The sequence below is a fragment of the Pollutimonas harenae genome, from assembly GCF_004153685.1.
GTDB lineage: Bacteria > Pseudomonadota > Gammaproteobacteria > Burkholderiales > Burkholderiaceae_B > Pusillimonas_C > Pusillimonas_C harenae.
In genome coordinates this window covers 59,063-80,904 of sequence record NZ_SDQD01000002.1, presented here as the reverse complement: position 1 = coordinate 80,904, position 21,842 = coordinate 59,063, and the positions used below count along the sequence as shown (strand labels likewise).

Annotated in this window: 25 protein-coding genes and 1 tRNA gene; 15 read left to right on the top strand and 11 right to left on the bottom strand. The window is 55.3% G+C overall.

Annotated features, from left to right (window positions below):
* Positions 1-47: 47 nt before the first annotated feature.
* From ERD84_RS07185 to ERD84_RS07150, 8 genes are all read left to right on the top strand, one after another.
* On the top strand, positions 48-1,607 hold the full coding sequence (locus ERD84_RS07185) for a phospholipase D family protein (protein WP_130038973.1): 1,560 nt from the start codon (positions 48-50) through the stop codon (positions 1,605-1,607).
* A gap of 67 nt (positions 1,608-1,674) precedes the next feature.
* A tRNA-Cys gene (locus ERD84_RS07180) sits at positions 1,675-1,748 on the top strand.
* Positions 1,749-1,889: 141 nt separating this feature from the next.
* Complete coding sequence (locus tag ERD84_RS07175) at positions 1,890-2,540, top strand: ABC transporter permease subunit (protein WP_130038972.1); 651 nt, start codon at positions 1,890-1,892, stop codon at positions 2,538-2,540.
* 84 nt (positions 2,541-2,624) lie between these two features.
* Positions 2,625-3,257 (top strand): DUF2946 family protein, encoded by a 633-nt coding sequence (locus ERD84_RS07170; RefSeq protein ID WP_130038971.1) that lies wholly within the window; start codon positions 2,625-2,627, stop codon positions 3,255-3,257.
* The gene (locus ERD84_RS07165; RefSeq protein WP_130038970.1) at positions 3,254-3,844 is read left to right on the top strand and encodes an NUDIX hydrolase; all 591 of its coding nucleotides are present in this window, start codon (positions 3,254-3,256) and stop codon (positions 3,842-3,844) included. The genes ERD84_RS07170 and ERD84_RS07165 overlap by 4 nt, the downstream gene beginning before the upstream one ends.
* Before the next feature lie 6 nt (positions 3,845-3,850).
* A complete protein-coding gene (aat, locus tag ERD84_RS07160; RefSeq protein ID WP_130038969.1) occupies positions 3,851-4,603 on the top strand; it encodes a leucyl/phenylalanyl-tRNA--protein transferase in 753 nt (250 codons plus the stop codon).
* 31 nt (positions 4,604-4,634) lie between these two features.
* Entirely contained in the window at positions 4,635-5,363 is a 729-nt protein-coding gene (locus tag ERD84_RS07155) for an arginyltransferase (RefSeq protein WP_130038968.1), read from the top strand.
* A 14-nt stretch (positions 5,364-5,377) separates the two neighbouring features.
* Positions 5,378-6,418 carry a quinone-dependent dihydroorotate dehydrogenase gene (locus ERD84_RS07150; protein ID WP_130038967.1) on the top strand — a complete coding sequence of 347 codons (1,041 nt, stop codon included), beginning with the start codon at positions 5,378-5,380 and terminating at the stop codon, positions 6,416-6,418.
* 97 nt (positions 6,419-6,515) lie between these two features.
* Here ERD84_RS07150 and phaP read toward each other — a convergent pair whose 3' ends face one another.
* Complete coding sequence (phaP, locus tag ERD84_RS07145) at positions 6,516-7,103, bottom strand: TIGR01841 family phasin (RefSeq protein WP_130038966.1); 588 nt, start codon at positions 7,101-7,103, stop codon at positions 6,516-6,518.
* 353 nt (positions 7,104-7,456) lie between these two features.
* Between phaP and ERD84_RS07140 the strand changes: the two genes are divergently transcribed.
* Positions 7,457-8,437 carry a tripartite tricarboxylate transporter substrate binding protein BugD gene (locus ERD84_RS07140; protein WP_130038965.1) on the top strand — a complete coding sequence of 327 codons (981 nt, stop codon included), beginning with the start codon at positions 7,457-7,459 and terminating at the stop codon, positions 8,435-8,437.
* Positions 8,438-8,490: 53 nt separating this feature from the next.
* On the opposite strand, the gene ERD84_RS07135 is transcribed toward ERD84_RS07140, so the two are convergent.
* The 3 genes from ERD84_RS07135 to ERD84_RS07125 all read right to left on the bottom strand — a co-directional run bounded on the left by ERD84_RS07135 (position 8,491) and on the right by ERD84_RS07125 (position 11,007).
* Positions 8,491-9,303: an IclR family transcriptional regulator gene (locus ERD84_RS07135; RefSeq protein ID WP_180001927.1), complete on the bottom strand. Its 813-nt coding sequence runs from the start codon at positions 9,301-9,303 to the stop codon at positions 8,491-8,493.
* A 69-nt stretch (positions 9,304-9,372) separates the two neighbouring features.
* On the bottom strand, positions 9,373-10,185 hold the full coding sequence (locus ERD84_RS07130; protein WP_130038964.1) for a competence/damage-inducible protein A: 813 nt from the start codon (positions 10,183-10,185) through the stop codon (positions 9,373-9,375).
* A 33-nt stretch (positions 10,186-10,218) separates the two neighbouring features.
* Positions 10,219-11,007 carry an EI24 domain-containing protein gene (locus ERD84_RS07125; RefSeq protein WP_130038963.1) on the bottom strand — a complete coding sequence of 263 codons (789 nt, stop codon included), beginning with the start codon at positions 11,005-11,007 and terminating at the stop codon, positions 10,219-10,221.
* Positions 11,008-11,095: 88 nt separating this feature from the next.
* Here ERD84_RS07125 and ERD84_RS07120 point away from each other — a divergent pair, with 88 nt between their 5' ends.
* Positions 11,096-11,452 carry a thioredoxin family protein gene (locus ERD84_RS07120; RefSeq protein ID WP_245150638.1) on the top strand — a complete coding sequence of 119 codons (357 nt, stop codon included), beginning with the start codon at positions 11,096-11,098 and terminating at the stop codon, positions 11,450-11,452.
* A 26-nt stretch (positions 11,453-11,478) separates the two neighbouring features.
* Here ERD84_RS07120 and ERD84_RS07115 read toward each other — a convergent pair whose 3' ends face one another.
* From ERD84_RS07115 to ERD84_RS07105, 3 genes are all read right to left on the bottom strand, one after another.
* Positions 11,479-12,849 (bottom strand): DEAD/DEAH box helicase, encoded by a 1,371-nt coding sequence (locus tag ERD84_RS07115; RefSeq protein ID WP_130038961.1) that lies wholly within the window; start codon positions 12,847-12,849, stop codon positions 11,479-11,481.
* Between the two features lie 169 nt (positions 12,850-13,018).
* A complete protein-coding gene (locus tag ERD84_RS07110; protein ID WP_130038960.1) occupies positions 13,019-13,363 on the bottom strand; it encodes an AzlD domain-containing protein in 345 nt (114 codons plus the stop codon).
* Positions 13,360-14,106, bottom strand: a complete 747-nt coding sequence (locus ERD84_RS07105) for an AzlC family ABC transporter permease (protein WP_130038959.1) — start codon at positions 14,104-14,106, stop codon at positions 13,360-13,362. The genes ERD84_RS07110 and ERD84_RS07105 overlap by 4 nt, the downstream gene beginning before the upstream one ends.
* 82 nt (positions 14,107-14,188) lie before the next feature.
* On the opposite strand from ERD84_RS07105, the gene ERD84_RS07100 reads away from it, so the two are divergent.
* From ERD84_RS07100 to ERD84_RS07085, 4 genes are read left to right on the top strand one after another with little or no spacing between them, the layout of a single operon-like run.
* Entirely contained in the window at positions 14,189-15,109 is a 921-nt protein-coding gene (locus tag ERD84_RS07100; RefSeq protein WP_130038958.1) for a branched-chain amino acid transaminase, read from the top strand.
* A 55-nt stretch (positions 15,110-15,164) separates the two neighbouring features.
* A complete protein-coding gene (locus tag ERD84_RS07095; protein WP_130038957.1) occupies positions 15,165-15,377 on the top strand; it encodes a zinc-finger domain-containing protein in 213 nt (70 codons plus the stop codon).
* A 54-nt stretch (positions 15,378-15,431) separates the two neighbouring features.
* Entirely contained in the window at positions 15,432-15,854 is a 423-nt protein-coding gene (locus tag ERD84_RS07090) for a YybH family protein (protein WP_130038956.1), read from the top strand.
* A 9-nt stretch (positions 15,855-15,863) separates the two neighbouring features.
* Positions 15,864-16,955, top strand: a complete 1,092-nt coding sequence (locus tag ERD84_RS07085) for a YheT family hydrolase (RefSeq protein ID WP_130038955.1) — start codon at positions 15,864-15,866, stop codon at positions 16,953-16,955.
* A 40-nt stretch (positions 16,956-16,995) separates the two neighbouring features.
* Here ERD84_RS07085 and ERD84_RS07080 read toward each other — a convergent pair whose 3' ends face one another.
* The 4 genes from ERD84_RS07080 to ERD84_RS07065 form a co-directional block, all read right to left on the bottom strand.
* Positions 16,996-18,501, bottom strand: coding sequence for a M48 family metalloprotease (locus ERD84_RS07080; RefSeq protein WP_371743155.1), 1,506 nt, complete (start codon positions 18,499-18,501; stop codon positions 16,996-16,998).
* A 19-nt stretch (positions 18,502-18,520) separates the two neighbouring features.
* Positions 18,521-19,384: a cytochrome c oxidase assembly protein gene (locus ERD84_RS07075; protein ID WP_130038953.1), complete on the bottom strand. Its 864-nt coding sequence runs from the start codon at positions 19,382-19,384 to the stop codon at positions 18,521-18,523.
* Positions 19,385-19,414: 30 nt separating this feature from the next.
* Positions 19,415-19,750 carry a hypothetical protein gene (locus ERD84_RS07070; protein WP_130038952.1) on the bottom strand — a complete coding sequence of 112 codons (336 nt, stop codon included), beginning with the start codon at positions 19,748-19,750 and terminating at the stop codon, positions 19,415-19,417.
* 357 nt (positions 19,751-20,107) lie between these two features.
* A complete protein-coding gene (locus ERD84_RS07065) occupies positions 20,108-20,551 on the bottom strand; it encodes an NINE protein (RefSeq protein ID WP_130038951.1) in 444 nt (147 codons plus the stop codon).
* A gap of 63 nt (positions 20,552-20,614) precedes the next feature.
* Between ERD84_RS07065 and ERD84_RS07060 the strand changes: the two genes are divergently transcribed.
* The gene (locus ERD84_RS07060; protein ID WP_130038950.1) at positions 20,615-21,769 is read left to right on the top strand and encodes an FAD-dependent monooxygenase; all 1,155 of its coding nucleotides are present in this window, start codon (positions 20,615-20,617) and stop codon (positions 21,767-21,769) included.
* The last annotated feature ends 73 nt before the right edge of the window (positions 21,770-21,842 follow it).

Here is a 21,842-nt window from a genome sequence, read left to right as displayed (position 1 = left end):
CTGGCCACACTGATGACCCGTAAGCCGGCCTCTTTCAGGAACAAAAAATGATCGCCAGAGCCACCAGCATTCTGGGGGGCGGCTTGCTCCTGTGCCTGGCCTTTATTCTCATCGGATGTTCATATACCGAACCCCAGCACCAGACAAATACCCGGGCGTTTTCCTCTATCGAAACCCAGGATACCCGGCTGGGAAAAGGCATTACTCACCTTACTGAAAAGCATAAAGGTCTTACCGGTATACACATGCTGGGCGACCCCCACGACGCCTTTGCCACACGTATGCTGCTGACCAGGGCAGCCGAACGCAGCCTGGATATTCAAAGTTATATATGGCGTAACGATACAACCGGGATTTTGCTGCTGGAAGCCTTGCATGACGCAGCCGATCGGGGCGTACGCGTACGTCTGCTGATCGACGACAACGGTAACGCAGGCCTGGATACACAGTTGGCAGCGCTGGATTCCCACCCCAATATCGAAGTCCGCTTGTTCAATCCCTTTTACTTTCGAAAACTGAAGGTGCTGGGCTACCTGACCAACTTCAAGCGAGCCAATCGGCGCATGCACAACAAGTCGTTTACAGCCGACAATCAGGCCACCATTATTGGCGGACGCAATATAGGAGACGAGTACTTTGGCGCGGATCCTGACGCGCTGTTTTCCGACCTGGACATCCTGGCAATGGGTCCTGTTGTCCAGGAACTTTCAAATGACTTCGATCGTTATTGGGCCAGCCAATCATCGTTTCCTGTAGCGCAGGTATTGCCAGCGGCTGCGCCACAAGACCTGAACGCCTTGTCCTTGGCGGCAAACAACACCGAACGTTCGGCAGCGGCCGAGTCGTACATGAAGGTAACGAGCGAGCTACCTATCATCCAGCAATTGATAAAAGGTGATCTGCCGCTGGAATGGGCACCCGCCCGCATGGTCAGTGACGACCCGGCAAAAGGCCTGGATGACGTCGGCGCCAAGAATTTGCTGATTCATCAGTTGAGCGATATTGTCGGTAAGCCTGCTCGCAGTTTAAACCTGGTTTCCGCATATTTCGTTCCCACAGAAACAGGAACCCACACCCTGGTATCCATGGCCCAAAATGGGGTGGCCATCCAGGTGTTCACCAACGCGCTGGCTGCCACCGACGTGGTGGCCGTACACGCAGGCTATGCAAAATGGCGTAAAGACTTGCTGACAGCGGGCATCAAACTATACGAAATGAAGCGCGCCAAGTCCGCCCCTCCTGAATCTTCGTTCCGGCCTGGGCGCTTAGGCAGCTCAGGCTCCAGCCTGCACGCCAAAACCTTCTCCGCGGATGGCATGCTTTTCTTTGTTGGCTCTTACAACTTCGATCCCAGATCAGCAAAACTCAATACAGAACTGGGCTTTATCATTGAAAGCCCGGTTCTCGCCCAACAGATCGACAAAGCCTTCAACACCGACATTCCTGAACGATCATATGAAGTACGCCTGTCGGCCGATGGAAGTCTGTATTGGCTGGAGCACAAAAACGGCAGATTGCTGCGTCACGATACTGAGCCCGATACCAATGCCCTGCAACGCGCCAGCGTGTGGTTTGTGTCGCAGCTTCCGATAGACTGGCTGTTATAGCGAAAGAAATGCTATACTCTTTTGCTTTATAGATTTTGGCTTCGTTTTTATTTAGCTCAAAATTTTTGGCGCAATGGCAGAGTGGTTATGCAGCGGATTGCAAATCCGTGTACCCCGGTTCGATTCCGAGTTGCGCCTCCAATTGACCTGTTCTGGTCGCTTCAAATTCCCAAAAAAGCAACCCCGGCTTATCACTTGCAGCTATTAGCTCGCACCAAAACAATCGTTCTCTTTCGCCGCGCCGACTCCTACAATTTCTGAATCCCTTCCAGGAAACAGGCCATGTCGTCGCCTACGCTCGACCTTTTCATTACTTCTTTTGGCGAAACACTGCTCATGACCGGCACGTCAGGGGCGCTGGGGACCATGCTAGGTGGCTTATTGGGCGTGTTCATGCATCTGGTCCAGCACCGTGTGATTGCCGCTACAGCCGTATCACGAGCCTTAAGAATGACGGTGCAAGGCCTTCGATCCACGCCGTCCATTATCGTCCTGGCCGCAACCATACCCTTGACGCATGCCTTGCTGGGACAATCAAACGGACTGGCTGCCACCATCGCCCCGCTGACCATTATCGCCACTTCCTTTGTAGCGCGTCATGTCGAAGCAGCCATGAATGGGGTTGACCACCACCTCATTGAGGCTGCCCAGACTTTGGGCGCCTCTTATTGGCAGATTCTGCGCAAGGTACTGATACCCGAAGCGTCTGCCGACATCATCGCTGGCCTGGGCATTACCCTGGCATGCCTGGTTGGTTATTCCGCCCTGGCCGGCGCCATAGGCGGTGGCGGATTGGGCGATTTAGGCATACGTTACGGCTATGCCAACTTTCTGCCCGAAGTCATGTTGACTGCTGCGGTGATGCTTATCGTTCTGGCAGAAACCTTTCATGTATTGGGCAATATGCTGGCCCAGCGCTTGAACCAGCGTTAGACTGTTGCGAACGGCAAACAAGCAGCGTTTCGCTGAATTTTGCAATGGCGCTCCAGCCTCGAACAGTTAAACATTCACAACACTATGGACGAGCAAGTAATAGCCGCAATGGCTCGGTGGCCGGACGTACCCGACGTATACGGCTGGCTTTCGCTATCTGAGCGCGGAGAATGGCGCCTGCATCCGCAAGGCGATGCCTTGCTGCCCGACCACTGCGCTCCAGATGCGCTCAGTCCAGGCGAGGCCATTACCAGCCCCGCCATTTTGCGGTTCATGAACCGCAATTACGCATACGACAACGCTGGCCAGTGGTATTTTCAGAACGGACCGCAAAAAGTATATGTACGCCTCGATGCCGCCCCCCATGTCTTACACACCATGAACGAAGATACAGGGCATCGTCTACGCAGCCATACCGGTCTCGATATCAGGATAATTTCTGGCTGGTGGCTGGATGACAAAGGCAAGCTGTATGCACAAACCGATATAGGGTCAGGCCTGATTGCTGGCCGGGATTTGCCCACATTGCTGGCCGAACTGCTTCTGGAGGATGGTACTTCCCTGCTTGACGCACTGGAGCACGATTTAGGCGAACGTCAATTGATTCGATGGGGCAAACAGGACAGCGCTGTGCCACTGAACTTTTGCCTGGCAGCCAGCATTGAAAACAAACTCGGCTTTGTGCGCTGCCCCGCATTGGGTAGAATCACGTCATGACTTCGCAAGCCCCTCCCTTCTACTTTCCCGCACCTCGCACACAGAAATTCTGCAGCCAGTGCGGCACCGAAATTACGCAAAGAATTCCACCCGACGATAACCGCACGCGCGATGTCTGCGATCATTGTGGAGCCATTCACTATCAAAACCCACGTAATGTTGTCGGTGTGTTGCCTGTACTAGAAGAGCGCATACTGCTTTGTCGTCGCGCCATTGAACCACGCTACGGGAAATGGACGCTCCCCGCCGGATTCATGGAGTTGGGGGAAACCACCGCACAAGGAGCGATGCGTGAAACACAGGAAGAAGCCGGAGCACAAATAGAGCTGGGCCCGCTCTACACCGTGATCGATGTCCCGCATGCCGAGCAGGTGCATTTTTTTTATCTTGCAAAGGTATTGAGCGAAGAGTTGTACCCAGGCCCGGAAAGTCTCGAGGCCACATTCTTCCATCTGGACGATATCCCGTGGGCCGAACTGGCATTCCGGACGGTTGTCACCACGCTTGAGCATTACATTACCGACCTCAAGACAGGCGTCTTTCCTGTGCACCATTACGATATTCCTGTCCCCTTCCCCAAGCATTAGGTTTTCATGGCAAGCTTGATCTGGCTGGATGATTGCGCACCGTTTCCCGATCCCGATGCAGCCTTGCCTGAAGGCTTGCTGGCGGTCGGTGCCAGCCTGACCGTCGAGCGCCTGACACAGGCCTACCGGCGCGGCATTTTTCCATGGTTCAACGACGGCGATCCCATTCTGTGGTGGAGTCCAAACCCGCGTATGGTGCTCGCCTGCAACGAATTCAGGGCATCGCACTCCTTATCAAAAAAGCTACGTCAGATTGCCCGCAGCGAGGGCACACCATCAGCTCGAATTCGCATCACCACCAACCTGAATTTCGCAGCAGTCATTCATGGCTGCGCAGAGCCTCGCGGCACACAGCATGCCACCTGGATTTCACCTGCCATCCAGGCAGCGTATACAGCCTGGCATCACGCCGGAGCTGCTCACAGCATTGAAACGTGGATAGATGGGGAACTGGCTGGAGGCTTGTACGGCGTGTGCCTGGGCAGGTTCTTCTTTGGCGAGTCCATGTTCAGCCGAGCAAATGACGCCAGCAAGATAGCTGTAGCCTACTTGATTCGCTTCCTGTCCACACGAGGTATCAGCCATATAGATTGCCAGCAGCAAACCGGTCACTTGGCCAGCCTGGGTGCGCACCCTGTTGACCGCAAGCAGTTTCTGGACTTATTGAACCAGGCACTGCAATACCCGGCGCCGGAATGGGGCCAAGGTGAAATATGGCAATCGGGACAGCTTGCTCGCTACCAGGGGATAACGCGATAATGAAGGCGATACAGTACTACCGGTCCTTGCCATGAGCCATTTGTCTGAACCTGGTTTTGAAACCCTGCAGTTTTATTCGACGGCTATCTATCCTTGCAGTTATCTTCCAGGCTTGGGCGCGCGTTCGCAAGTGGCGGCTCCTACCCACCTGATCACCAACGACACCTATTCCCAGCTGGTCGAGCAAGGCTTCAGGCGTAGCGGCCTATTTACCTACCGCCCCCACTGTGACAGATGTCAGGCCTGTCTGCCCATACGTGTGGACGTCAACAACTTCAAAGCTACCCGCACACAGCGCAAGACATGGAAGCGCCACAGTGACTTGGTCATCCGCGAGCTGCCCTTGCACTGGAACACGGAGCATTTCGAGCTGTATCAGCGCTATCAGTCAGGCAGGCATCCTGGCGCCGGAATGGACGAAGACAGCCGCAGCCAGTACACGCAATTCCTCCTGACCAGCCGCGTCAACTCCAAAATCATTGAGTTCCGACTGCCTACTGGATTGCTGCAAATGGTATCCATTGTCGATGTGCTCGATACCGGCCTTTCGTCGGTCTACACCTTCTTCGACCCGGATGCATCTGGCAGCCTCGGTACTTACGGCGTGCTATGGCAGTTAGACCTATCCCGCAGGCTACAACTACCTTGGCTGTACCTGGGCTACTGGATCAGGGAAAGCCGTAAAATGGCATACAAATCGCAATACCGGCCCTTTCAAATACTCAGGCATGGCGTCTGGGCCGAGCCCCCCACAGCCTGAGAACCACTGCTCGCATGTCATTTCTATTCAATACTTACTCACTGGCTCGCCCGGCTCTTTTTTCACTCGACGCTGAAACCGCTCACGATATTACGCTGCGATCCTTGCAGAAAGCCTACGATTGCAGCTTGACGCGTGGATTGATGGCCTCTCAGCCGGAACACACCACTACCCTGATGGGCCTACGCTTGCGCAACCCAGTCGGGCTGGCAGCTGGTCTGGACAAAAACGGGGCTCATATCGACGCTTTGGGCAATCTTGGCTTCGGCTTTGTGGAAGTTGGCACCGTCACGCCATTGGCTCAACCGGGCAATCCAAAACCCCGCATGTTTCGCTTGCCTGAAGCAAAGGCGTTGATCAACCGCCTGGGTTTCAACAACCAGGGGCTGGCGACTTTTATTGCCAATGTCCAGAAAAGCCAGTGGCGGCAGCACGGCGGGATTCTCGGCCTGAATATTGGCAAGAATGCGGCAACCCCCATAGAGCGAGCTGTCGACGATTATCTGCTGGGACTCGAGGGCGTCTATGCCCACGCAGATTACATAACCGTCAATATTTCGTCGCCCAACACACAAAATCTGCGCACTCTGCAAGGGCAGGACGAACTGACACAACTGCTGTTGCCACTACAAGAAAAACGCAAGGCGCTGGCCGATCAACACGGTCGGAAAGTACCTATGGTTGTCAAGATCGCTCCCGACTTAAACACAGAACAAATTGATGTCATAGCAAGCCTGCTGCCCCGCTATGAAGTAGACGGAGTCATCGCCACCAATACAACCCTGTCGCGCGATGCGGTACAAGGCCTGCCTCATGGCCAGGAAGCAGGTGGTCTTTCAGGCCCGCCGGTGCATGCCTTGTCATTGGAAGTCATTGCCCGCCTGCGTCAACAACTGGGCGCTGCCTACCCTATTATTGGGGTGGGCGGCATATTGTCTAGCCGGCAGGCAAAAGAAAAGATCTCGGCGGGTGCCAACGCCATCCAGCTATATACAGGATTAATCTACCGCGGCCCCGCCCTGATCAATGAATGCGTACAAGCACTTAAACATTAAGGACGCATTCGCGCCGACCAGACGGCAAAAAGCCCAGGGCCTGGCCCTGGGCTTTTCTGTTACCGCAAGACTGCTCCGTTAACAGAGCAGCACGGTTTTAGTTGGCAGCGCTGGCGCGGCGGGTGCGAGGAGTAGCCTTGGTAGCAGCTTCAGCAGCGTCGGTTGCAGCCTTGAACGTTGCGCTGGTGGCAGCGTTGATGTTGGACTCAGCAGCTTCAGCAGCCTGGCGGGTGGCCTTGGCAACCGACTCGTAGGCACTGTTTGCAGTAGCCAGCGAAGACTTCAGCAGAGCCACGGCACCTTCTGAACCGGTAGGAGCATTTTTCGAGATTTGATCAATCGCGTCGGACACTTGGCGTTGGCCTTGTGCAATTTGCTCTTCAGTCAGCTTGGACAGATCGCCTTGCACACCTGAGACGATGTCATAGACGTGCTTGCTGTAAGCCAAGGCTTTTTCTGCATTGGGCTGAACCAGGCCAGATGTGAAGGCTACGGCTTCCTGGGCGTCTTTCAGTTCGATGGCTTCTTGCGACTTTTGAGCAACTTCGTCAAAAGTTGCCTTGATGACTTTCAAGTTCAGGTCGACAAGCTTTTCGAAACCACCGAAAAAAGTGCCCTGGATAGCAAGAAGATTGTCCAGCGAAGCTTTTTGGCTGGCCAGTACTTGTTGGGGGATTGCGCTCATGGTATTTCCTTTATAAATAGAATCGCTACGCGATTCCAGCTAATTGAACGGGGTTCAAACATAAAATAAAGAAGGCTAAGCAAATCACCTAACTTGTGTGAAAACCTTCCTTGCTGCATCGCACAAAATCTATTCTACCTTAACAAACAAGCATGTCAAGCATATTTTGCTGCATTGCAACAACAATAATAGTGGCTGTTGCTAATGCCCATGCCTGCTACTTGCTTAAAAAATAGGGATTAACCTAGGCGACAAAAAATACTTTTTCCCCCAGTATTCATGCCCCTCGTCTTGATGCTTACATCATTGCACGAATAGTTTTCTGTTTTGTTACAAAAACACTTGGAGTCTAGATGAAGTCCCATACACCGAAACTTGGTGCCGTCCTGTTCGCAAGCACATTGCTTAGCGCAGGCGCAGCCCAGGCAGCCGATTACCCCGATCATGCCGTCAACATGATCGTGCCATTTTCTGCAGGCGGCCCCACCGACAACGTTGCACGCTCCCTGGCAGAAGCCATGCGGCCTGCGTTGGGCCAAACTATCGTTGTCGAAAACAAGGCGGGTGCTGGCGGTACCATCGGCACCAGTCAGGTCGCCCGCGCAAAACCAGACGGCTATAGTGCCCTGCTGATGCATATTGGCTTCTCAACCGCACCATCCCTGTATAAAAACCCTGGCTACGATCCTAAAACCAGCTTCGAGCCCATCGGACTGGTAGTTGACGTGCCCATGACCATCATTGCACGTGCCGACTTTCCACCCAACAACATCCAGGAACTGGTCGAATACCTGAAAGCCAATAAAGACAAGGTATCGCTGGCCAACGCTGGCATTGGCGCCGCCAGCCACCTTTGTGGCACCATGTTCACCAACGCCATTGGTGTCGATCTCCTGACCATTCCCTATAAGGGCACCGGCCCAGCCATGAATGACTTGCTGGGCAAGCAAGTTGACGTGTTGTGCGATCAAACCACCAACACCACCCAGCACATCAAGGCTGGCACGGTCAAAGCTTATGCGGTCACCAGCAAGCAGCGTGTTCCTACACTGCCCGACCTGCCCACCATGCAGGAATCTGGCTACGATGGCTTTGAAGTGGGTATCTGGCACGGCATGTGGGCGCCCAAGGGCACACCCAAGCCCGTTACAGACAAGCTGACTGCAGCACTGCAAGCCGGCCTGGCCTCTGAAGACTTCCAGAAGCGCATGGCTGGCCTGGGCGCTACCGTTCTGACCGACCAAGCCAACTCAGCAGCCCTGACCAAAAAGGTAGAGCAGCAAGTTCCTCAGTGGGCCGAACTGTTCAAGAAAGCGGGCATAGAAGCCCAATAAGAGGGCATTCGCAGTACTCGCATACCCCGCGCCTGCTTTTGCAGGCGCTTTTTTTATTGGGCAGCCTCGTAGCCCAGTGCTTCGGATATCTGTGCTGCAGTGCGCAGCAGTACGGGTATCCATTCGTCCCGCATGCGTTCGGCGGGAGCAGATATTGATAAACCTGCCTGCATCTTGCCTGTATCGTCATAGACACCCGCGGCAATACAGCGCACGCCCAACTCCAGTTCTTCGTTATCGCGCGAATAGCCGTGACGCCGCACCAATGCCAAATCGCGATCAAGTTGCTCGGCTTCTGTAATGCTGTTGCGTGTTGTGCCTGCCAGGCCGGTGCGCATGACATACGCTCTGACTTGCCGGGGGTCGCTGACCGACAGGAATAGCTTGCCAGTGGAAGTCAGATGCAGAGGCGCCCGCCCTCCGATCGCCCGCACAACCTGCATGCCCGAGCGCTCGCTCCAGGCTCGCTCGATGTAGACGATTTCATCACCCTGCTGCAATGACAGGTTGATCGTCTGGCCTGTGAGCTTATGCAACTCACGCATAGGCTCCAGCGCTACCTCACGCACATTGAGCCGGCCTTTTACCAACGAACCCAGCTCAAGCAAACGCATACCCAACTGATACTGGCCGCTATCGACCCGCTCCACGTACCGGCCTACAACCAGGTCATTCAGTATTCGATGTGTCGTCGAGGTATGCAAGCCAGTGGCAGCAGCCAGGTCTTTCAGTGCGACGGGATCGGATTGCTGAGCGAGTACATCGAGCAAACGCATCGCGCGCTCGAGCACCTGTATGGTAATGGAAGAGCCATGAATGGACGAAGAACCACTCAATGACGAGGTTAGTAAGGAAGATCGTGGCATAGTCTTATTTTGACGCAACGCAACAATCCCATAATATGAAAAAAACCCACATCCTGGCAAGAGTTATTTTCAGACGGGGCTCAGTTCACCACCCACTTTCGCCACTTCGGCCCGGAGAAATGCCAGTGCCTCGGCCGCCGCTTCGGGCTCTCCCTTGACCCCAAGGTCAATATGCGGCTGACCGGTCCCGCCCATGCTGGGCAGGCTGAACGCCCTGACCCCGGGCCAACGTCGTTCGATTTCCTCGAGGGCCGGAGTAATGCGCGACTCTGGCAGCTTGAACACCAAAAACGAATGTTCGACACGCATGGATTGATGCTGCAGATGACGATAGCGAGTATCGAGCGTCCATTCCATCATGGGCCAGGCCATGACGGGAAAGCCCGGCATAAACGTATGATCCCTAATGAAAAACCCAGGTATCTTGTTATAGGAATTGGGGACGATTTCAGCGCCCAATGGAAACACACCCATTTGCAGGCGCTGCTGATTTTCCGGCAGACTCATATCGGCGCTACCCTGGCCGCGCCGCTCATTATCAGCACACCGTTCAGCAATCAGCCGTTCAGCCTCAGGATGCAAAGCCAGATCTACCCCAAGCGCCTGCGCCACTGCCTGACGGGTTTGGTCATCGGGCGTTGCACCGATACCACCGCAGGAAAAGACAATATCGTCGGTACTGAAGCTGCGAACCAACGCAGCAGCAATAGCATCACGCTCATCAGAAACAAATTCTGCACCCGACAGTTGCATGCCGCGCTGCGACAACAACTCGATCAGCTTGTCAAAATGCTTGTCCTGGCGCCTTCCTGACAATATTTCGTCGCCAATAATCAGCATGCGGATGTTGCGGGTTCCCTTCTTCTGTATGTCAGTAGTCATAGTGGGACAATCCTCATCACGGTGGGGCAGATATCAGGTATCAATAACAGTTTGTGCACGAAGTTGCCTTAAGGATTCCAGGCCAAAATGCGCAAAGACCAGCGCTGAAAAAACAGGCAGGAATAGCCAGGCTGGCGGAAAAAGATTGATCAGAGCAAGAATGAAGCCAATCAGCCACCACTGACGATTATGCCGGCGCCACAATAGCCGGCGCTCTTGGGTGCTGGCGTGCTCGATGGTGGCGTCAACCCTGAGCATGCGCGTAAAGGCAAAAGCCCACCAAAAAATAGGCAGCAGCACGGCAAAGGGAGGAATCAGCCATAAAGGCATGGTCAACAGCCATCCAATGGCAAAGATACAGCCCACCCAGACAGCGTTCCAGGCACCCACCGCAGTGGAATAGCGGCCCTGACGCGATACCCCTTGATACTCACTTTTTTCGAGGTGACGCAAGACTATGGGCATGACAAAGACGGCGGCAATGACCAGGCCCAAAATGCCTGAAATAGGCAACAAGATGCCGACGGCCAGCAGCGGCACCAAATAGAGTTTGATGGAAAACAACCCTATGGCCAGCATCCATTGATCAACCTGGTTTATAAAGCCCCATTCCGATGCCTGTAAGGTCAGCCATGAAGTGAGGGGCTCCCAAAACGCCCAAAGCAATATAATGGCGCCGAACAAGGCAATCAAAAACGGCAGGAACAGAGCCAGCAGCATTTTGGGATGACACTGTGACACCAGCGCCCGCTTAAATGCAAGGCCGACGGTGGCAAGGCCATTCGCCGGCACAGCACGCACAGCTAGATTAGTTTGGTTCATCACTGCAACCTCAAATCAACGATACAACTATCATAGTCAAACCCGATCCTATTTGTCTTTTATGCAAGTATTCGAAGCCCAACATAATATGTCTGCCCTGGCATCCCGCTTGCGCGAGCAAGAGGGTCTGGCCGTAGTGTGTTATTGCGCCGCATGGTGCGATACTTGCACAGAATACCGGCCTGGCTTCAATGCCCTGGCCGGCAAACTGCCCCAGCACACCTTCATATGGGTAGATATTGAAGAAAATCCAGAGCTGCTTGGCGATGAAGATGTAGAAAATTTTCCAACCTTGCTGATACAAGATCGGCGAGGCAGCTTGTTTTTTGGAACATTGCTCCCCCACATCAGTCATCTTGAACGTCTGATAGGCAGTCTGGATGAGCACTCGCCCCTGATTGAACCGAGCCCGGGGGCTCTGCCTGACTTGTTGGACGGCGCTTAAGCGGTACGATTCCGGTACTAAGCGGATTAACGCCCGCCCAGCAAAATACCCACCGACTTCTTGCTGGCTGGCGCGGCAGGCTTGGCCCGCCGTGATGCCTCTGTCTCGCCTGCGTTGGGCGCGGGCACATAGGGCTTATAGAAGAACTCGTCTACGGGCTTGGAGGGTGCAGCGCTGCTGACATAGCCGCGACGATCACCTCGACCGCTTGGGCTCCGGCGTGAAGACGGTGACAGCGCAAGCTGGCCGCGCGGAATCTTGGTCTTGATGAGTTTTTCGATATCAAGCAGATACCGTTCCTCTTCGGGCGTGAAAAATGCGATGGCTTCACCGGTATTTCCCGCGCGTCCTGTACGGCCTATACGGTGAACGTAATCTTCTGCGTTGTAGGGAAGATCATAGTTGATCACGCACGGTACGCCGGCCACATCAAGACCACGAGCAGCCACATCGGTGGCGACCAGCACCTCAAGCTCTCCGGCCTTGAAGGCATCCAGCGCCTTCATGCGATCAAGCTGGCTTTTGTCGCCATGTATCGATTCGGCCTTGACACCGTCACGCACAAGTTCGCGAGCCAAGCGGCTGGTACCAATCTTGGTGTTCGAGAAGACGATCACCTGATTGAAACCTCGTGACTTGACCAAATGCACAACCGCTGCACGCTTGTCGCTACCCGCAAGCGGATAGGCAATTTGCGTTACGGTGTCGGCTGTTGCATTACGGGCTGCTACTTCAATTTCTGCAGGATTGCTCAGATAGCTACGCCCCAGCTTGCGAATTTCATTGCTGAAGGTCGCTGAAAACAGCAAGCCCTGGCGCTTGGCGGGCAGCAGCCGAACGATGCGATCAAGATCAGGCAAGAACCCCATATCGAGCATGCGATCGGCTTCATCGAGCACCAGTATGCCCACTTGGCTCAGGTTGACGTTTTTTTGCTCGACGTGATCCAGCAAGCGGCCTGGCGTGGCAATGAGGATTTCGCATCCCCTGCGCAAGGCATCGCGCTGTGGTCCGATATCGACCCCTCCAAATACTACGGTGGAACGCAGCGGGGTAAATTTGGCATAAGTCGTGACACTGTCCGCCACCTGATCGGCCAACTCGCGAGTGGGCGTGAGAATCAAGGCTCGAACCGGATGACGGGCCGGCGATGCGCTGGTATTGGCGAACTGCATCAGCCTATGAAGTATGGGCAGCGTAAAAGCCGCTGTCTTGCCTGTTCCGGTTTGTGCCGCCCCCATGACATCACGGCCATCCATGACCATAGGCATGGCCTGGGCCTGAATAGGCGTAGGCGTGGTGTATCCGGTTTCGGCAACCGCTTGCAAAATGCTGGGATGCAGTCCGAAGTCGGAAAAAGTAGGGGCTGGGGTATCGGTGTGTGTAGTGTCAGTCATTGAAGAAGGTTAATGCCCGGGGCGAGAGTATCTTGCACCTGGCGTGCTGCTTGAACAAGCAAGCAGCTCACTTGCGTTATAACCCGGGTATTTTAACGCAGCATGCGCTTACATCATGACTTGGCGATGCACAACGCCTGAAAGTCCCAATAAAAACCGAGAAATGTCGTTAAAAGTATACATTTTGGACGGCTTTCAGTATCCAGTAGGCAACCATTCCGCCCACGATCACCATTACCGTGCTGCGGGTACGCCAGAACACCAGGACGGCGGCAATGACTGCCAAAATCCGGATATCCGCCACTGGGCCTGCTTCGGTCCAGGGCAGCAGCTCGGGAACCAGAATACCAACCAGCGCAGCGGTCGGGGCATACCGCAGTGCGCTGCGCACCGAGTCAGTCAGGGGAATATGCTCACCGAACAGAAAGTAGCCTGAACGCGTCAGAAAACTGCATAGCGTCAGCAGGACGATGCCACCCAGAATATACAGGTCGTATTCAAGATTTCCCGTCATCGCGTCATACTCGCTTGAACCGACATCCGGCGCTCAGTCAGCACGCCGGCGGTTACACCTCCTACCACTGCGGCAGCCAGGCCCAGCCGCAGGGGCAGGGGCTGGCCCACCCAGGCGATCACACCCGCTACCAATAGGCACATGACCATGGGCCGCGTCTTGACCAAGGGAATCACAATAGCCATCAAGGCCAATATGGCGGCAAACTCGAGCGACCAGCTGGCTGGCACCAGGGATCCGAGATAAATACCCAACAAAGAGGAAAGATTCCAGGTGATCCAGCCGGGTATGATGACTGCCAGGAGATACCATAGCTGATCGGATGTTCCGCGGGTCCGGCTGTCGCCATAGCGGGACATGAACAGCACAAATGAAAAATCGGTGGTCAGATACCCCAGGAACAGACGCTTGCACCAGGAAAGATGACGAAAAAAGGGCTGCAATGCCGCAGCGAAAATAATAAAACGTATGTTGACCACCGTTCCTGCGGCAAAAATCAGCCACAAGGGCGCGGAGGATTCCAGCAAAGGCAACGAAGTCAGTTGAGCCGAACCAGCATAGACCATGAGCGTCATCAAGGTGGCCATGCTGTCGGTCAGGCCTGATTTGATCAAGGCGATTCCGGTAACGAACCCCCATGTAGCGGTGGCTACCAATGCGGGCAAGACATCAACCAGGCCAGCCCGAATGCTTTGCTTCTTGCTGGCATCGAGGTGCCAAGAAGCGAACCTGGACTCACTCACGACATTCTGACCTTAAACGAAAAACGGCTATTGTAAGCTTCCCGCGCTTGGTACAATCGAGCCTCATCTTTGGGAGAGCGCTATGTCTATGTCTGATCGCGATGGCCTAATCTGGTACGACGGCAAGATGGTGCCGTGGCGCGATGCCACCACTCATGTGCTGACCCACTCCCTGCATTATGGCCTGGCCGTCTTCGAGGGCGTACGCGCCTACCACACCGACATCGGCACGGCGATTTTTCGCTTGCAAGATCACACTCGGCGCCTGTTCAATTCGGCCCACATCTACCAAATGGGCATTCCCTACGACCAGGAAACCATCAACGCAGCACAGTTGGATGTTGTACGCCAAAACGAGCTGGAGTCCTGCTACATCCGTCCCCTGGTCTTCTACGGCTCCGAAAAAATGGGCGTTTCACCCAAAGGCGCCACGGTTCACGTGGCTATTGCCGCCTGGCCCTGGGGCGCCTACCTGGGCGAAGAAGCCTTGCAGCAAGGCATACGCGTAAAAATTTCGTCCTACGCCCGTCAGCATGTCAACGTGACGATGCCTCGCGCCAAGGTCGCCAGCACGTATGCCAACTCCATCATTGCCAATGCGGAAGCACTGGACCACGGTTACGATGAGGCTATCTTGCTCGACACCGACGGCTTTGTAGCCGAGGGCTCGGGCGAAAATATCTTTATCGTCAAAGACGGTGTTCTACACGAACCCGAGATCGCCTCGGCTCTTACCGGCATCACTCGATCGACCATCCACGCGCTGGCCACCGACCTGGGCATACCTATGCTTACCAAACGCCTGACCCGAGACGACCTATATATCGCTGACGAGGCCTTTTTTACCGGAACCGCCGCCGAAGTTACGCCCATACGTGAAGTCGATCGTCGCGTCATCGGACAAGGCAGTCGCGGCCCCATCACTGAAAAGCTGCAAAAGGCATTTTTTGATGTCGTGAATGGCAAAAATTCCAAATACCATCACTGGCTAAGCAAGGTATAAGCTATTCACGCGTACCTTATACCCATCTGATTACACTTATCTACTAGGATCCCCCATGAGCAGTACCCCAAAAACCGCCGTTCCCAAAGACGAAACCATTTTCGTGCAAGCCCACGACTTGCCGCTGTACTGCCCCGGCCCCCATGCACCGCTCTGGAGCATGCATCCGCGTGTATATATAGAAGTGGTCAAAACAGGCAAGGCATTGTGCCCCTACTGCGGTGCCGCCTACCAACTCAAAGACGGCGAAAAAGTACACGGACACTGACACGCTTAGGCGCATTCGCAGCCACCCCGCTACTTCTTCCGGATTCCAGTTTCTATGTTCACCACACCACAAGAGGCCGAACAGGCGTTTTACGAAGCGCTGCGACAAGCCGATCTTGCCCTGATGATGCGGGTTTGGGCTGATGACGAAGAAGTCGTCTGCATACACCCTGGCGGAATGCGGACCATAGGTCACAACGCCCTGCAAAGCGCCTGGCAACAAATCTTTGCGAACGGTCCTGTCAATATTCAGCCCATACAGCCCATGATCATGACCAGCGTCATGAGTTCCACTCATGTCCTGATCGAACAACTGACCGTCAGCACTGCTCAAGGCAGCCAGTCAGCTCACTGCTATACCACCAATATCTTCCACAAAGGCCGATCAGGCTGGAAAATGGTCTTGCATCACGCTTCCCATGCGCCGCAGGAAATCGATTTATTCGATTTGCAGGATCGGCCAGACACGCTGCACTGAAGGCAGGTTGTGACAGCACAGATAGATACCTCTCCTTGTCCCAGTCCTGCCTGGTTGCCCGGTGGACATGTGCAAACTGTGTACGGCGTCCTGATGGCACGCTACCACCGTATCGCATTCGTACGTGAACGCGTCAATACACCCGATGGCGATTTCCTGGATTTCGACTGGACCGGCCCGGGCCTGTTTTCAGACCGTCTGGCCAATGGTCAGCCGACACAAATAGATCAGGCCCTGCACAAAACCGCGGCCCATCGCTGGTTACAGGACGACGACTGGAACACATTACCGGCCACTCCCGGCACGCCGGCGCTGATCTTATTTCACGGCCTCGAAGGCAGCAGCCACAGTCACTACGCACAAGCCATCGCGCAATACTTCAGGGCGCGTGGCTGGGTCGTCGTCATTGGGCATTTTCGTAGTTGCTCCGGTTTTCCCAACCGCATGGCACGAGCCTATTATTCGGGCGACACCGCCGATATCGAATTCATGCTGACAACGGTGCGGCAGCGCCTGCCACATGCACGCTGGCATGCCGTAGGCGTTTCGCTGGGTGGCAACGCCATGCTCAAATATCTGGGCGAGCATCACGACAGTACCTCATGGCTATCATCAAGCGCGGCAGTGTCGGTGCCCATGGATTTACTTGCATGCGGCACACAGCTGTCCGATACCACCATCGGCCGGCGTCTATATACCCCCTACTTCCTGAAAACCATGAAAGCCAAGATCAGCGAGAAAGCAAAACGCTTTCCAGGCAATATCGATGTCTTCAGGTTAAGTCAGTGCAAGACACTGCGCGAGTTTGACACCCTATACACAGCCCCCATGCATGGCTACAAGAATGCCCTCGACTACTGGACGCGGGCCTCAAGCAAACCTCAACTCAAGTCCATCACTGTTCCAACCCTGGTGCTGAATGCGCGCAACGATCCTTTTGTACCGGCCCCTTCATTGCCGGGTTCGCATGACTGCTCATCCAGCGTCATGCTGCACCAGCCTGCCGAGGGCGGCCATGCCGCCTTTGTGACCGGACCCATTCCAGGCCATATAGGCTGGCTGCCTGCCCGACTCGCACGTTTTTTCGACAACGGTACGTAGCCACCTGCTCGATAAGCACTGGCAACCATGCAGTGCAGCCTTAGGACTTGAAACGCTCGAGCAGTTGCCGGTCTGATTGCAACCGGTCTTTCAGCGTGCGTATCTGAACATCCAGCTCGGACTGCACATAAAAATCTTTTGACATGCTGCGGGCTTGCTCGAGCTGCGCTACTGCCGAAGGCAGAGCCCCGGTCAGCTCGTAGTAGTTGGCCATGGCACGCCGCGCTTCGACATGCCGATCCAAGCGCTCATAGCTTTGCGCCTGTAATTGATGCATGCGCGGCACATCAGGCCATTTCCGGGTGAGTTGGGCAAGCAGTTCGACAGCTTGTGCATCCTGGCCGGTTTTCTGTAAGGCTTCGATCCGTGCGAGAGCCACTACCTGGCTGTCAGGCCAGCGCGCCCAGGCTGATTGCGACAAGGACAAAGCCTGTGTCTGATCGCCCTGATCCAAAGCCAGGGCCACTGCCAGACCAGCTATTTCAGGACTATTTCTTCCTTGTTGCTGCGCTCGTGACAAGGCCTGTTGAGCACCGGCCAAATCTTTCTTTTGCCAGGCGGCATATGCCAGGCCATACCAGGCAGCCGACTGCTCAACGCCTGTTTTATTCTTGGCATCTAGGCGGAGCTTTTCCAACGCATTGCGTAAAGGCGTGCTACTGCGCGCCTGCAGCACGCTCAGCTTGGCCCTTATATACCAGAACGCGTCAGAACTGCGGACCGCTGTTGCCGGCAGTCGGGCGACGCGGTTTTGAATATCGGACATACGCTGAATAGAGAGCGGGTGAGTGCTGGTATAGCCACCGCCAGAACCCTCGTTGAGCCGGGAAGCATTGCCCAGCCGCTCAAACATACGAACCATGCCGCGCGGGTCAAAGCCGGCTTTCCGCATCATTTCGAATCCGGCACGATCTGCCTCTTGTTCAGCCTGACGGGAAAAACCGAGTTGCTGGTCGACGGCAGCCGCCTGGCCAAAAGCAGCCACACCCATCGCCAGATCACCGCTACCTGACAGCGCTGCGAGCAACGCCGCCGCCAGGGCGGCAATGACTACATTGCCGCTCTGTGACCTCTGCGTCATGCCGCGCGCAATATGACGCTGAACAACGTGTCCGATTTCATGAGCAACCACCGATGCCAATTCGGATTCATTCTGGGCTGACACCAGCAAACCGCTATTGACGCCTATATAGCCGCCAGGCAAGGCAAAAGCGTTGATTTGCGGGTCGCGCACACCAAAGATGGTAATGCGCTGATTGGCTCCACCAGGTGCAAAACCCGCCAGGCGCCGGCCCAGATCGGTCAGATACTGGCTGACATCAGGATCGGCAATATAAGTGGGGTCTCGGCGCCCCTGCTCCATGATCGCGTCACCCAGCGTACGCTCAAGAGAAGGCGAAAGCTCGGCCGCAGATGCCGAACCCATGCTGGGAATACCTACGGGCTGGCTGGACGCCGGTCCACCCCAGCACATTAGCGTGATAAGCCCAGCACATAGGAGGCGGGAGCGAAACTGAAATCGGAAAGCAGTTTGAGTGGCAGTCATCAGTCCGAATAAGCGAAGATCAGGAGGCGGTAGCAACCACCGCCTGCTTGCGTCGCTCGATATCTCGTTTATTGGGCAATCGGTTTTTGGCAGACAAGCGCATGAGAGTGGCCAACGCAAACAGTAGACCAAACACCTCGACAAAGCCAGCCAGCACCCACATGGTAAGCCCACCGATGGCCTGATCGGTCAGGGCCGTCATACCCGGGATCGCCCGACCGCATAAATCGAAGATGGGATATAAGTCGTACTCAGTGAATGTAATGACCGCACCAGCCACCATTTGCGGCACCATGGTCAGCACCGGAGAAATAATTCGCCCCCCGGGCGACATCACGGCAGGTGGGCTGGGACGGCGATCCAGAATAAGATTCCAGTACAGGAAACCACTGATCACCACCGACCAATTCATGAATCGGTACAAGCGCCAGTCAAGCATGGAGTAGAACTGCACCGAGGGGATCAGGAAACCAAGCACCAGTACAACGAACAGGACGGGTACCAGGATTTTATTGGTCAGGATGGCTTCCAGAACTCTGCCAGGAGTACTGATACGAAAATCGCGCAAACGCAGCCGCCACCGCATGGGCAAGCCAGCACGCAATACCTGGCCCGGGTAGGCGCCCATGATCAGCAAGGGCCCCAAGTGGTGCAGAACCAGATGCTGCAGACGGTGAATAAAAAACATGCGCTCGGCGTAATAGTCGATACGCGTATGCAGCGACAGATATAAAAACGCTACGCCGATCCAGAAGAAAAGCTGGCGTGCAAAGCTGACGCGATGTACGCGGCAGCCTCGGAGGAAAAGCCAACCGCCCGCAAAAAACATCAGTAGCAATGTAGGAGAAAACTCCCAGGGCGTCAGCCAATCAAGGACTATCATGAACAAAAAATTCTGTAAGCGCGAACCTGGCTAGTTTAAAGCAATATGGCGCCGATCGCCCCACTGTACCTTGTGCACGCCCGGAAACTGGCTAAGCTGGCGGGCCTGCGACATAAGTACAGGACGAAGTTCGGGCGGACAATGAACCGTGACACAAGTACGGGCCATGTCGTGGGTAAGTGCGTGGTCAACCATAAGGGTTGCCACACGCAAACCAGAACCCTCGAAGCCCAAGTAGATTTGCTTGCGCACATCGGCAAGCTGATTTTTTGGGCAAACTACCGTAAGCCGCGAAGTGGAGCTGGGAACGCGAACGGGTACGGACTGGACGCCAGCGCGGCGCAAGAACAAGTTGAAAAGACGCATAAAACTCCCATTGCTGCATGCGCACGCCCTTGGCGCGACGCCGGAAACCTCTGTGTCTTGCGACAGTCGGTTTGCGCATTACATTAAATATGGCGGGAGTTTGTATGGAGTCAGTATTTCACAAACTACCACGCCCTTGGAAGAACCAGGGCGTGGCTTAAGCGGAGCTTGGGTGAGCTTGCTAGCTTAGACGCACCTGGTGAAGAAATAGCCGATGCAAGATCGACTGTTACTGTCGCCGGGGTCGGGATTCACCACGAGGCTCCTGTAAAATTGACAGCTTTCATTGTAGCCTCAGAGCGAGCTAGGGACAACCCTTATCTCGTTTGTATATTTCGTTTGAAAACAGGGGGATGGTCAATACACGTAACCATCCAGCCAGCCCATGGCGGTATAAACATGCATGACGATCAGCGCCAGGCCGAACATCAGTACCGTACCGCCCACAAATGTAGTGGCAATAGCTGCAATGACAGGCCCCCATCCGGTGCGCGTTGTGCGGCCCGAACCGGTGTTGTATTTTTTATCGAACCACTCGTCCGGCTTTAAGGCAAAGATCAAGGCCTCGATAAACCCGGCGCCACAGGGTACGATAAGCACCAGAAATGGCGGGTTATCCCACCACACCGGGTAAAACTGCACCAACACCAGCATAAGCACGGTAAAGGAAGTCCACAACCAGGCCCAGGTGCGCCCCACATACCAGGCATGCACACCAAAAACACCCAGCAGGAAGGCCAGCCAGGCGGCGGCCGTCTTGCTACGGTGACGTACTGGGACAGCAAGCGTGCTCTGAGTCATAATTCCGGTTCTATTGATATTAGTCCTACAATTTTGGATATTGTAGTCAAGCATGGAAAACGTATGGATAGGCCCACCTACGATATCGTCATCAGCGGCGCAGGGCCGGCAGGCAGCGCACTGGCGCTGATCCTGGCCGGCAAATCATCCAGGCCTGAGCGCATTGCGCTGCTGGGCCGGCAATTTCGGGCCAGCCCGAAACCCGATGACTCGGTCGATCCACGTACCTTGGCCTTGAATCATGGCAGTCGCGTCTTGCTGGAACAGATCAATGGGTGGCCTGCGGAATCTGCCAGCATCCACACCGTCCATGTTTCGCAACGCGGCCGACTGGGGCGTACGCTGATCAAGCATGACGAGCTCGGCGTACCGCAGCTGGGCAGCGTAGTGGCTTACGATGCCCTACTGGAAACCCTGCATCAACGCCTGCAGCACAGCGGCATCACCCTGCTCGAATCCGCCACCACTCCAGTGCGCAGACCCGGCCACCTCGCCTTCGAGGCAAATGGGTCAACGCTGAGCAGTGCGCTGGCCATTCAGTCTGATGGCGCCAAACCCCAGGGCATAGAACGACATTACAAGCAGCATGCCGTCCTTGCCACGGTACAGGCATCGCAACCCAGAAAGCATTGGGCCTTCGAGCGTTTTACCCGCCAGGGGCCCCTGGCCATCCTACCCCACCCTCAGGGCAATAATCTGTACGGTGTCGTATGGTGCTGCGCTCCGGAACAAGCCCGACACCTGCAAAGCCTGACCGACACCGAATTCGCCATCGAACTGAATGCGATGTTTGGCGAACGACTGGGTCGATTCCAGTGCGTAGGTGCGCGTCATGTCTTTCCTTTAAGCATGCACGCAGGCCCGTCACTGATCAATGACCGCAGCGTGGCGATTGGCAATGCCGCCCAGACTCTGCATCCGGTCGCTGGCCAGGGTCTGAACCTCGGCTTGCGCGATGCCGCCCAACTTGGCCAAGCCCTGGCACCATGGCTGGCACAGACCAATACCGACCCAAGACCTTTGCTTGCACGTTTCGCCAGCCTGCGCCGTCCCGACCGCTGGCTGACTGCCGGCATTACTGATTTTTTGCCCCGTATATTCAGTACAGGCAATCCGCTAATTGAGCACGCTGGTGGCTTGGCTCTGCTGGCGCTCGACCTGGCCCCCCCCCTACGCACCCCCTTGGCACGCCACCTGCTTCAGGGCCTGCGTAACTAAAGCTTGCTCCGTAAATCATCTCGAACAAGGTCGACAGCAAGCCCCCGATTTTGCAGAGAGGGTTAAAATCGTT